Genomic DNA, 12,790 nt, shown 5'->3' with positions numbered 1-12,790 from the left:
CTGCAAGCCGTCGCACTGGCTTTCAACAATAGGCCGCGCAAAACGTTAGGATGGAAGACGCCGGCAGAGGCGCTGAACGACCATCTAAAATCTGTCGCACAACCCGGTGTTGCGACGACCGATTGAATCCGCCCAATACGTTTCCATGCGCTACACCGGCCGCCTGGCGGCGGCTGGCGCCGCGCCCTCGGTCGGGAGCGTGGGCGACGCGTATGATAACGCGCTTGCCGAGACCGTGATCGGCTTGTTCAAGACCGAAGTGATCCATCGGGACGGACCGTGGCGTGGCTTCGAGGATGTTGAAATGGCGACGCTCGAATGGGTCGCCTGGTTCAATCAAGAGCGCTTGCTGGCACCGCTCGGCTATGTTCCGCCGGCCGAGTTTGAGGCGCAGTATTACGACACACACCACACCCACACATCCGTGGGTGTCCTCAACTAAACCAGTCTCCTGAAAACCCGGGGCGGTTCAACCTTGGCTGTGTGACCATCAAGGTGGCCTTTGTGGGAAATAGCGCGGCACCACATGCTGGGCAATTACACCCATACTCTCGCATTTGCGTGCAGACTCCCGCGGCTTGGTGCCTTAGCTTCGGCGAAACGGCCTAACAGCATCTTTCCATCGGAAGTGAGCGCGCCTGGGCGCTCCCCACGATCCGCCTCGGCCTGAAAGATACAATTGCGAATCGCCTGCTCGGACAGCTCGAACTCTTGCGCTAGCGCTTTAAGAATGCGACCAGCGCGCGCCAATGCAATGATCTGCTCACGATAGGCCTTCGGGTAGGCAGCGGGACGACGGGCATCAGGGACTCCTCCTCTCACACAGAGAAGGAGGCTCTACTAATGCGGGTCAAGTTCATGAAAGACTGTGGTTCAGTGGTGCGATCAACTCTGCTCTCCGAGCGCGGGGCTTCGAAGAACTTTCAGCCGCCCGCCGGCTCCATCGGACCGCGCGACGGCTGGGTGGTGGCTTCAGCAATCATGCGAGTGAAAGCGGTCGCATAATGCGCTTCGGAATACTCCTTATGAGCGCGAGTACGAGCGGCGTTCCCCATCTGTTCACGCAGCGTCTTATCGGACAGCAGCTGGCGAAGTCGAGCAGCAAGTTCCCGGACATCGCCGTTGGGAACCACGTAGCCGTCGACTCCATCACGAACGAGCGACGGAATTCCGCCAACGTCGGAGGCCACCACCGGCACTCCGCAACTCATCGCCTCTATAAGTACGCGCGGAAGTCCTTCACACCGTGAGGGAAGTACGACGACCGAGGCTTGGCGCATACGCTCGAAGGTTTCTTTGTGAGGAACGGCATTGAGCACCTCGATGCGTTCCGAGTTGCCAATCAAAGTACGGAGCGCATCCACGTCGGGATAGTAGCCTTGAATGCACAGGCGAACTCGGGGAAACTCGTCGGCGATCATGCGAAAGGCTTCGATGGCTCGATCCGCGCCTTTAAGGAACCACGGCGCCCCGACCAGAAAAATGAATGGCTGATCGCTCGCCTCATTCTTCGCACCCACGCTGCTTGTCGTGACGAAATCGTGAAAGACTGATCGAGCCTTTCGCCGCAGCAAAGGATACCCATCCAATTGCTCGTCGTACAGAAGATGCACGCGGCGACTCTTCAGAACCGCGATGTGCAGGCATAAATCGGAATACAGTTTCTTCAGCCGGTCAAAGAACGTCGGCACGCTGCGCTCTGTGATGTTGACCAGAGCAGGTGCGGTTACTATCTCGACGATGAGCGGCACGCCAGTCATCGCGCTGATCAGAACGCCGATCATACCAGTTGTCTGGTGAGAGTACACGACTATGGCGTCATACGGCCGTTCGCGGTGCAGCTTGAGCGCTTGCGAAACGAAAAAATGAAAAGTCTTCCGGCGCGCTTTCCCGTTGTACGGACCGACCGGATACGAGAAGAAATAGCGAAAGTTCCCGGCACGGAAGTATGGATCGGCGGGCGCTAACAGATGTGCCGCAAGGTCCGAGCTGCTCTCGAACCACACCGGCTGAAGAATGTCACCTTCAACTTCGGGCGGCAGCATTGGAAACCGGTCCATTCCGGCGGTTGTTGACGGTGGAACAAGACTCGGGTTCAAAAAAAGGATGCGCAAATCGACTCCCTTAACACAAACGGTAGTTGGATGGAGTTTCGCTGCGGCGACGTACGGGCGAGCCCTTTATCGCGCAGCCGCATCAATCGCCTGGAAGAGTTCGCCGCCAATGAACCGCCACGAAAATCGCTCCTCGACGTGCGCACGTCCTTCGGCCTGAAGCCGCGCATATAACAGGTTGTCGTCATCAAGCCGGCGAAGCTCTCCTGCGAATTGCTCGCCTGTGTCGGCACGCAGATAGTGTCGACCAGACTCCAATGCCAAGCCGTCGACCGACAACCCTGTCGCAATGAGAGGGCGCCGCATCGCCAACGCATCGAGCACTTTCAGTCGGGTCCCGCCACCAAGTCGAATGGGACAAAGGTAAGCGCTAGCCTCTGAAATGTAGGGACGCACATCGTCGACGAACCCGAGCACTCGAACGCGAGTGTCACGCGACGCCAAGGCCGTCGCGGCAACTGGCGGCGATCGGCCAATGATGGTAAGTGTGCGTCGCGGTTCATCCGCGACGAGTTGTGGCCAGATGTCGCTGCATAACCACTCGATGGCGTCACGATTCGGGAACCAGTCCATGCCCCCAGCAAAAACAAGTGAATGTGGCTTTCTGACTGCGCCCTGATCTTCTCGAAAGAAGTCGACATCCACACCATTGGGCACGATCGCCACTGGTACGGCGCCCGCGACTGCACAAAGTCGATCACCGTCTTCCTCCGACACCATCAGGTTGATCGCCGCGCGCTGACTTTCAGTGACTTCAAGAGATCGCGTTCGACCAGCATTGACGGAGAAAATCAATCGCTTTGCACCGCTGGCCGCAGCGGCTCTGGACTCGAGGAGGTTGGATTCGATGTTGTGATGCGTCAGTGCGATTGGCGTGGACGCCGAAATGCCTCGCAACACAGGGGCGAGGTAGACGGTGTCGAGCACGATCGCCGACGGAACTCCGGCAGGCGTGGCTTCAACTTCGCGCCGCAAGTCTTCGTGCATCTGCGACCGGAAAAACAGTTCCTCCCAGTAGCTCCTGCCCGTCAACGCACTGCGCAGAAGCTTCGCCGCCTTGCCGCTGGATCCGTGAGCTGGATAGATGAACGCCTGCTTTACGCCCATAGCGCGCAAGTCGTGAACAGTGCCGCCCCCCGCCGAGAGGGCGAATACTGTGACATCTGCCCGTGACGCCAACTCACGAATGAGATGGTGCGTTCGCTGCAGGGCGCCGTGCCCCGTTGAGGGGAACGGCAGAAAATGGCACACCCAAAAAACTTTCATGCTGTCTCTGAACTCTTCGGAAGATGCTAACGAGCAGCGACTACGACGGCGGAATTCGTCCGGACGATGCGTCGCGCCGCGGTGCGCGTCACCGCACTTCCTGCGCTCACGATCGACCTTTCCGATACATTGACCATCACGATCGAGCTATTCGCACGCCCGCCGTCCCGGTCGATCGTTATGCACACGTTTTCTCCGCCCTGCTGGCGGATCGGAATGTCGTGGCGCGCGAGAAAGTGCTGACGTCTGCCCTCTGAGCTAGCTCACGAATTAGGTGGTGTGTACGCTGCAGCGCACCGTGTCCAGTGGACTGGTATGGAAGAAAGTGAAAAACGCAAGAGAGCTTCATCGGACGGCCAGAGCTTGGTGCCGATGCGTCGTGGTCAGGACGAATGCCCCAATACGAACCAGCCAAACCTGTGGCGGTGTCGACATCGTCGTAAGGCCGTTGATGTTGCTGAACTGCAGGTGACAATCGCGGAACTCGACGAGGGGAACTTCGACAGAGCGTGATATTCATTTATTACCCACTATGCAAGCAGTAGATTCTTTCATACGCCGCGATCATCGACTCCAGGCTGAACTCCCGCAAAACCCGCTCTCTCGCCCGCTCCGCGAGAGATTTCATGCGGGATGGGTCTGCGACGGCGCGGAGCAAGCCATCGCGGATCGAAGCGACGCTGCAATCCACAAAAAGCGTTCCGCACTTTCCTCCCTCCAACAAGTGGGAGTTCCCGCCGACCGGAGTGGCAATCGCCGGTACTTCGCTGGCCATCGCCTCTAGGAGGCTCATGGATGTGCCCTCCGCGAGAGATGGGAGAACAAAAAAATCTAGAGCTCGATACATCGACGCCGTGTCCGACTGCATGCCGAGGAATAGGATCCGAGACGCGGCGGATGTTTGCGCGGCACGTGCGCGCAACTCGCTTTCCAACGGTCCATCACCTACAAAAACAAGGACCGAATTCGGAATCTCGGGTTGCACTTGAGAAAACGCATCGATCAACGCCGCTTGGTTCTTAATTGGAGCAAGCCTCGCGATTGTACCAAAAACTACTGAGTCACTGAGGCCAAGAATCGCTCTCATTCGCGTCCGAGATTCGCGATCGGCTATAAATGATGAAGTGTCAATCCCATTATGGAGCACCGACACTTTTGAAGCAGATGCTCCGATTCTTTTACATAGATCCTCAGCCAACGCGTCTGACACAGCCACTACCTGACTTGTATGAAGAAGCTCCCACCGTTTTAAGAGAACGTCATACCATGGATCAACATCTGGGCGTCCGTGGATGGTGTGAACTACTCGAGGAACGCCAACACACATGGCGGCTCGTGCGGCACGTCCCCATGCGCCACTATTTGTGTGAACCACATCAGGGCGAATGGTCCTAAAATGTGCGCCTAATGAGGGGGCAACCACGTTAGAGAGCACTGTTCGAGCACGAACGAGGCTGACGCGAACGCTGTGGCGGGCTAAATCCCCCTCAAGCGTTCCCAATCCATCTAAACAGGTAACGCCAACATCATGACCGTTCTTAGATAGACCGCATGCGAGGCTGGCTACCATCCTTTCCATTCCGCCAATCTCCAACGTCGGAAGCACCAGTTCAATTCTCATAGTCTGCCTCGTGTGAGTTGCGACTGCTGTTCTCTAAAACGAACGCATACAATGCACTCAGTCGCTCACATCGACGGTGGAGAGAAAAGTCCTCGAGCACCCGCTGTCGTCCCGAGTGACCCTGTTCACGATATGCGGGAGAACTGGCGTGCATCATAGCCGCGGAAAGTCCCTCCACATCTCCCACATCGCACAGCACTCCCACCGCAACGTCTATCAAAACTTCGGGAACGGCGCCGACGCGCGTGGACACGATCGGCAGCCCATGCGCAATCGCTTCCAGAAGCACGTTCGGCAGTCCTTCACTCCGTGAAGGGATCACGAGCAGGTCGGCCGCACGATAGAACGGCCTGGGATCTGATTGGTGACCGTGAAAGGTGACCAGGGGAGTGAGCGCGAGCCGCTGCGCCTGCCTTTCCAGCGACGCTCGATCGGGTCCGTCGCCGATGATGTCAAGATGAAAGCGATGACCCTTCGCCAGCAGAATCGCGCACGCGTCTACCAGCACGTCGACACCCTTCTCTGAGCTGAGCCGCCCCGCGACCAGCATGCGTGGGGAAGCGTCAGGCGAGCTGGCCGGCCGCGACGGCTCGATGGGGAAGAGTACCGCATTGTGAATCAGGCGGATATCGCGTCCACGCCCGTTCAGTGCAGCAGCGTGGAGTCGCGACATAACGACGACGGTATCAGCCGTCCGCATCAAGAACTGATCGAGCAGATGATACGCCCGGACCTTCAGGTTCTCGGTCGTCGACCCGTGATAGAACGCCACCCAGCGGAACCGACGGCCCAATCGTCGCAGAGCGAACGCCACCGCACTTGGCTTATAACCATGCGTTTGCACGATGTCTGGTTTGAATCGTTCGAGTTCGGCTGCGACCTGCCGTACCGCATTGAAATCGAACGACGACCGTTCTTCGACGACAACGTGCGAGATGCCCGCCGCTTTGAGAAACGTCTGATACGGACGGGTCGCACTGCCGACGCGGGCAAAGACCAAAATGCGCAGCTCCGTGCCCATTCGCGCCAGGACGTCAACCGTCTCCGCAAGCTGACGACCTGGCCCAGACACTTGGATCGTATCAATTAATGCCAGAACGCGGCGTCGTCCGCCACTCACTTCCGGATACTGTCCTTCCGCGCTCGCGGAAACTTGTCGCTGAGCTGGTCCGTGTACTGACGCTCGCCCTCTCCGACGTAGATCTGGCGAGGACGTGCGATCTTCTGCTCCTTGTCCAGAATCATCTCTTCCCACTGTGCCATCCAGCCTGACACGCGGGCCACGGCGAAGAGCACGGTGAAGAAGTCCGTCGGGAACGCCATGGAGCGGTAGATCAGCCCCGTGTAGAAGTCGACGTTCGGGTACAGCTTGCGAGCAATGAAGTAGTCGTCGCTGAGCGCGATGCGCTCGAGCTCCAGCGCGATCTCCAAGTCCTTGTCCATGCCGACCTGGGCGAACACTTCATCGGCCAGCTTCTTCACGATGCGGGCGCGCGGATCGTAGCTCTTGTACACGCGGTGACCGAAGCCCATGAGACGATGCTCGCCCTTGCCGCTCTTCACCGATTCGATGAACGCCGGAATGTTCTTTTTATCGCCGATGTCGCTGATCATGCGCAACACCGCTTCGTTGGCGCCACCATGCAGCGGGCCAAACAAGGCCGCGATGCCGCCGGCAACGGCCGAGAACGGATCCACGCCAGACGACCCGATCGCACGCACCGCACTGGTGCTGCAATTCTGCTCGTGGTCCGCATGGAGAATGAACAGCACTTCCAGTGCCTTCACGAAAACGGGGTTCGCTTCGTACTTGGGCTCGGACATGCGCGCGATCATCGACAGGAAGTTCTCGGTGTAGCCGAGATCGTTGTCGGGATAGATGAACGGCAAGCCCTTCACGTGGCGATACGCGAACGCCGCGATCGTGGGCAGCTTCGCCATAAGGCGAATCATCGAGATGTAGCGCTGCTGCGGATCGTGAATGTCGCGCGCCTGCGGATAGAAGCTCGAGAGCGCTGCCGTCGCACTGCACATCATCGACATCGGGTGCGCATCGTACCGGAACCCTTCCAAGAACTTCCGGATGTTCTCGTGCACGTACGTGTGGAACGTGATGTCGTGTACCCACGTATCGTACTGCCCCTGATTCGGCAGCTCGCCGTGACGCAGCAAGTACGCCACCTCGAGGAACGTCGCGTTCTCCGCGAGTTGCTCGATGGGATAGCCGCGGTAGCGCAGGATGCCCTTGTCGCCGTCGATGAACGTGATCGCGCTACGGCACGACGCGGTGTTCATGAACGCGGGATCGTAGCTCAGCATGCCGAACTCGCCTGCATCGCGCTTCACGGCGCGCAGGTCCATGGCACGCACGTACGTATCGCCTTCCGGACCTTCGGTGCGGATGGTGGCGCTGTACGCCTTGTCCGTACGCGTATCGCGAAGCTCGAGCGTGTCCTGCGCCGAGGGGGCTTCCGTGTTCGACTGGCTCATCTCTACCGACTCCTGAGGGTCACTACCGAAAACAGTGGGTAACGGAAACTAAGGCGCGGGAAGATCCAGCGTGAACTGCACACGCGTGCCAATGGGCTGCAAAGACTCGATCTCCAGGTCGCTGCCCAGATCGCCGAGCAGGCGTCTGCACATGCCCAAGCCAAGCCCCGACCCCGAGAATGAACCCGACGAGAACGGTCCGCCCCACACGGGCGTCGCCAGCGATGCTAACACCTCGCTTGGCATCCCTCGGCCGGTATCGTCGACCTGAAAGCAGAGCGATCCCGCGCCGATGGCCGTGGCGGTCACCGTGACGGTCCCGCTGCTCGTGTATTTGAGAGCGTTCGTGACGAGGTTGAGCAGTACACGATGCAGGATGGCCGGCTGACCCATTCGTCGGTCGGCGGTCGGCCCACTGCACCTCAACAGCAGCCCCTTCTCCTCGGCGATCGGTTGAACGACCTGCCGAATCGATCGGAGCACGTCCGTGACGGAGAATGAGACGGACGCAGCACTTGCTGTCGAGGGAGTGCCTCGGGCGAAATCGAGCGCATCGTTGGTCATCGACGCCAACCCGAACGCGGCGCTGTACAGCAGGCCTAGTTGGCGCTCTTGCGCGGGTGTGAGCGGGCCCGCCTGTCCCGACCGCAGGCGCTCGACCAGCACCAGCATCGAGCTCAGCGGCGAGCGCATGTCGTGGGTGACGCCCACCAGAAGCGCGAGCGCATCTTGGTCGACAATCCGCCGGCTTTCGGCACCAGCCTCTGTGGCGTCGAGCACGCCCGGGAGCTGCAATGCGGCCGCGCCCTGCGCTACGAGCGCGGCGATTGCTTCCGGGCTTACATCGAGGGGCGCTGCGGCTTCAGCCACGACAGCCGGCTCTGCCTTCGCTTCGACCTTCATCAATCTGCGGCCCCCGACAGCACATCACGCCGGAATCCGTGCTTCTCCATGAGGCGGTACAGCGTGGTGCGGTCGATACCAGCGAGTCTCGCGGCCTTCGACATGTTGCCGCCGGCCCGTGTGGTGAGGCGCGACAAGTACTCCTTTTCGAAGTGCGCGATCAGGTTGTCCTTGGCGGTATGGAACGCTTCGTTCATGATCGCTGCCGGCAGTCCCGTTTCCACGCCGGCCACCGGTGCTTCATCGTACACCGGGATATCGGCCGGATCGATTGGACGACCGGCCTCGGCGATTACGGCCACGTGCTCGATCACATTCTGCAGTTCGCGCACGTTACCGCGCCACGGACGGGACTGCAGGAAGGTGATGGTGTCGGCCGTGAGCGCCGGCGGCGGACCGCTGGCGCGGTGGCGTTCCCACGAGCGCTTGAGGAAGAACTCAGCCAGCAACGGAATGTCTTCCAGCCGTTTGCGGAGCGGCGGCAGCTTGATGGGCACCACGCGCAGCCGATAGAACAGGTCCTCGCGCAAAAGCCCCTGCTGCACGGCTTCCTGGGGGTCACGATTGGTGGCCGAAATGAAGCGCACGTCGACTACGGCATCTTGCACCTCGCTCCCGAGGCGGCGAACGACGCCGTCCTGGAGCACGCGAAGCAGCTTGGCCTGCAGTGGCATGGTCATTTCGGTGAGCTCGTCGAGAAAGAGCGTGCCCCCGTTGGCCACTTCCAGTAGTCCGGCCTTGTCGCGATCGGCGCCAGTAAACGCACCCTTGCGATAGCCGAACATTTCGGACTCGAGAAGGTTGTCGGGCAGCGCCGCACAGTTGAGCGGCACCAGCTTGCGCGCCGTGCGGCGGCTATGCCGATGAATGAACTGCGCGATCATTTCCTTACCCGTGCCGCTCTCACCGCTGATCATGACGGATGCGTCGGTCGCCGCCACCTTCTGGGCCAGCTCCACGGCCTTCTTGAAGGAGGGCGACACGCCCAGTAGGGCCATCGGTTCGCCGGCGCCGTTCTGGGTCACCAGACTCGGCTTGATCTCCTTGGTGTCCTTGGTGCTGGCGGCGGCGTGGGCCGCACGGCCGATGAGCACCTGCAGGTGCGACGCGGAGAAAGGCTTGGGGAGGTAATCCCAGGCACCGGCCCGCAGCGCCTCGATGCTGCTGGCCACGCTAGGATTGCCCGTCATCACCACCACGATGACGTCCTTATGTGCTTCAACGGCGGCTTTAAGGACCTCCATACCCGATATCGGGGTCATGTAGAGGTCCACCAGCACGAGGTCGAACTTGCGCCGCTTCACCATGTCAATCGCTTCTTCGCCGCGACCGGTGGAGGTGACCGCATGGCCGTCCATCTGCAGTACCGACGCGCAACCTTCACGGAGCGTCCGATCATCGTCAACCACGAGGATTCGGAGCCCCGTTCCTTTATCAGGAACGGTTGCCGAGCTGCTATCTGAGAGGAATGGATCAGTCATTGCGTATGGCGGCGTACGGTATGGCGAACTGGCGGATCAGAGCTGGTCGAGCGGGCGCAGGCGTTTCGTCGCTGGCATTCGAGTCGAGGAGAATGCCGACTATACCAAGTGTCGGGTGTCACCGACGGTGCAAGAAGGTGATGCATCACTCCGACAAACCGAGGCTTGGGGGCAACGGTTTTCCGAATTTGGAAGCTACACCGCCCCGGTTCATCGTACAGGACGGTCGAAATATGGTGATGAATCTCGACAGTCAAGCTAATTTCGTAGAGTGGTCTCGACAGTCATCGTGTCACGACCGCCACAGCAACAAAAAGGTCACAACCCGTGTGGCAGGCGCGCATCGTTACTTCGTGTGGTTTCGGCGCACAGTGTTGCGCGAGAGATTCATAAGAAGTCAGTAGCCAGACATTTGTCAGTCTTCAGCCCGTATTCTCAATGTCCGGTCAGCAGATCCAGCCCGTAACGACGCGTGACAGCGCGATCGACAATTTTCAGGACGGCGCCCCCCCCGCGGATTGGGGTGGTGGGCAGGAGGCTGCCCCGGAGCCAAAGGGGCCGAGCCTGGCGCGATACATGGGGGCGATCAACCGGTTCAAATGGTTGATCCTCCTATTTGGTGTACTCGGCGGTGCCGGCGGTTATACCGCTACTCGGTTTATCGAACCCGAGTATGAGGTACGCGCTACGATCTTGCTCGAGCAGGGGACGGGTACGAACCAGGATGGCGGAAACTCACGCGGGCCGATTCAGGCTGAAGAGCTGCTAAAGGCGTCGGGGTGGAAAGACCTTCTGCGTTCCTTCGCTATCGCCGACCCGGTTGTGAATGACTTGGCGCTTTTTGTCACGCCGACACGCGAGGCGGATAGCACCATGTTTCGTGCCTTCCGAGTCGCTCCGAATCAGCAGCGACTGAAGCCCGGTACGTACGTGCTGACCGTTTCAGAGGCGACATACTCGCTTGCGCTCAAGCCTGGTTTAGAGGTAGAAAAGGGCGTTGTGGGAGATTCCATCGGTCGCGCGGCTGGCTTTTTGTGGCAACCTGCGGCTCGTGCGCTCGCAGGCCGAAAGGAGATCGAATTCGACGTACAGACGCCTCGAGAAGCGTCGATCGCGCTGATCAAGAAACTGGGACTCACGCTGGAAGATGGAAGCTCGTTCCTTTTTCTGAATCTTACTGGAAAGAACGCGCAGCGCACCGCCGCCACTCTAAATGCATGGGTCGAGCAATTTGTCGTAGTGGCGACCGCGCTGAAGAAGAAGAACATCACTTCCGTGGCTGCCATTCTCGAGGGCCAGCGTCAATACGCCGCAGACAATCTATCCAGTGCTGAGAACGCACTTGAGAGCTTCCGCGTCCGCACGGTAACCGAGCCGAACGAACGTCAGTCGATTGCTCCAGGCATCGAGATGACCAACAGTCCGGTGTTCGAGAATTACTTTCGCGACCAGATCTTGGCCGACAGCTACAAGCGTGATCGACAAGCGCTCGAGGGCATTCTGGCGAAGGGCCGTCAGCAGGGCGGCGTAATTACCCGAGAAGCAGTACTGTCGATTCCCAGCGTAAACACCGATCCTGCTGCCGAGAATTTGCGCCGCGTATTGGCCGATTTCGCCGACCGAGAGCTGTCCCTTAGAAAGCTGCGCGAGAGCTACACTGACGAACTGCCGCGTGTGCAGAATGAAATCGCTGCGCTGGCGTCATTGCGGAGCTCGATTCCCGCGGTGCTCGAGTCGTATCTTACGCAGCTCAAGCTTCGCGAGCAGACGCTGGTGAGCACGATCGACCAGAGCAGCAAGGATCTGCGCAAGATCCCGACGCGAACCATCGAGGAGCAGCGTCTCAAGCGGCAGGTCGAGGTGAGCGAGGAGATGTACAAGAACCTCAACATTAAGGCGGCCGAAGCGAAGCTGGCCGAGGCCGCGACGATACCGGACGTGAGCGTACTCGACCCAGCTGTTGCCCCACTCAAGCCCACACGTAACACGGCGCCAGTCATCATTCTTGGTGCAATCGGTGCGGCGCTCGCGCTCGGTATTCTGCTGGCAATCATCCTCGACCAGGTCGACAAGCGCTTCCGCTATCCTGAGCAGGCCACCGACGATCTTGGCCTGTTCATACTCGGCGTTGTACCGATGATCGATACAAAGGGCAAGCGCAAGTCGGCCGACGAGGCGTCTCAGGTGGTCGAGGCTTTCCGCACGATTCGCATGAACGTGCGCTATGCGGCTGATCCCTCGCGGCCGCTAGCGATGACGATTACGAGCCCTGGCCCGAATGATGGCAAGTCCCTGATCTCGTCGAATTTGGCGTTGTCATTCGCCGAAGCGGGAGCTCGCACGCTGCTTATCGATGGGGACATTCGACGCGGTGAGCTAGCAAAGACGTTCGGTACACAGTCGAGACCCGGCCTTGTCGAGTATCTCGATGGCACCGCCTTGATTGCAGAGGTGCTGCATCCGGCCACGGCCCATCCCAACCTCACGGTCATGCCTGCTGGTGCCCGCCGGAAGCGCGCTCCGGAACTATTGGCCACTCCGAGACTTCAGCAGCTGATCAACCAGATGTCGGCCGAGTACGACGTGGTGATCGTCGACTCCCCGCCGCTGGGCGCCGGTTTCGATGCCTATGCGCTGGCCACGGCTACAGGCAACCTCGCGCTCGTGCTCCGCGCGGGCACAACTGACCGGAAAATGGCTTCGGCCAAGATGGCCACAGTGGACACGCTGCCTGTTCGGGTAATGGGTGCCGTGCTGAACGGCATCAAGTTGACCGGCGTGTACGAGTACTACTCGTACTATCAGGATTACGCGGCGCAGGACGAGGAGCCGGTGGCGCGCGTTTCCGACGGGTCGGCTCGATCGGACAAGCCCCTTCCCGCCAAGATCAGCTGACCATGACTCACTTCGTGACA

The 12,790-nt window shown here is 59.8% G+C and carries 7 protein-coding genes and 1 pseudogene; 2 read left to right on the top strand and 6 right to left on the bottom strand.

Features of this window, described 5'->3' with window-relative positions; translation table 11 throughout:
• Nucleotides 1-130 precede the first annotated feature (130 nt).
• Nucleotides 131-442, top strand: a pseudogene (locus RMP10_RS23140) (integrase core domain-containing protein); the annotation flags it as partial.
• Between the two features lie 481 nt (nt 443-923).
• Here RMP10_RS23140 and RMP10_RS23135 read toward each other — a convergent pair.
• From RMP10_RS23135 to RMP10_RS23110, 6 genes are all read right to left on the bottom strand, one after another.
• Nucleotides 924-2,114: a glycosyltransferase family 4 protein gene (locus RMP10_RS23135; RefSeq protein WP_310572428.1), complete on the bottom strand. Its 1,191-nt coding sequence runs from the start codon at nt 2,112-2,114 to the stop codon at nt 924-926.
• 66 nt (nt 2,115-2,180) lie between these two features.
• Nucleotides 2,181-3,221: a glycosyltransferase gene (locus tag RMP10_RS23130; RefSeq protein WP_310572427.1), complete on the bottom strand. Its 1,041-nt coding sequence runs from the start codon at nt 3,219-3,221 to the stop codon at nt 2,181-2,183.
• A gap of 1,769 nt (nt 3,222-4,990) precedes the next feature.
• A complete protein-coding gene (locus tag RMP10_RS23125) occupies nt 4,991-6,073 on the bottom strand; it encodes a glycosyltransferase (RefSeq protein ID WP_310572426.1) in 1,083 nt (360 codons plus the stop codon).
• A 44-nt stretch (nt 6,074-6,117) separates the two neighbouring features.
• Nucleotides 6,118-7,491: a citrate synthase gene (locus RMP10_RS23120; RefSeq protein WP_310572425.1), complete on the bottom strand. Its 1,374-nt coding sequence runs from the start codon at nt 7,489-7,491 to the stop codon at nt 6,118-6,120.
• 48 nt (nt 7,492-7,539) lie between these two features.
• A complete protein-coding gene (locus RMP10_RS23115; RefSeq protein WP_310572424.1) occupies nt 7,540-8,361 on the bottom strand; it encodes a HAMP domain-containing sensor histidine kinase in 822 nt (273 codons plus the stop codon).
• A gap of 32 nt (nt 8,362-8,393) precedes the next feature.
• Entirely contained in the window at nt 8,394-9,803 is a 1,410-nt protein-coding gene (locus RMP10_RS23110; protein ID WP_310572423.1) for a sigma-54 dependent transcriptional regulator, read from the bottom strand.
• A 510-nt stretch (nt 9,804-10,313) separates the two neighbouring features.
• Here RMP10_RS23110 and RMP10_RS23105 point away from each other — a divergent pair.
• Entirely contained in the window at nt 10,314-12,770 is a 2,457-nt protein-coding gene (locus tag RMP10_RS23105) for a polysaccharide biosynthesis tyrosine autokinase (protein ID WP_310572422.1), read from the top strand.
• Nucleotides 12,771-12,790: the final 20 nt, after the last annotated feature.

The organism is Gemmatimonas sp., from assembly GCF_031426495.1.
GTDB lineage: Bacteria > Gemmatimonadota > Gemmatimonadetes > Gemmatimonadales > Gemmatimonadaceae > Gemmatimonas.
Note: the sequence above shows the minus strand (reverse complement) of the source record. Positions and strands in the feature narration are given on the sequence as shown.

Coding starts and splice junctions, on each gene's coding strand:
- RMP10_RS23130 (WP_310572427.1), bottom strand. CDS start 3,221: ATGGGCGTAAAGCAGGCGTTCATCTATCCAGCTCACGGATCCAGCGGC.
- RMP10_RS23105 (WP_310572422.1), top strand. CDS start 10,314: ATGTCCGGTCAGCAGATCCAGCCCGTAACGACGCGTGACAGCGCGATC.
- RMP10_RS23120 (WP_310572425.1), bottom strand. CDS start 7,491: ATGAGCCAGTCGAACACGGAAGCCCCCTCGGCGCAGGACACGCTCGAG.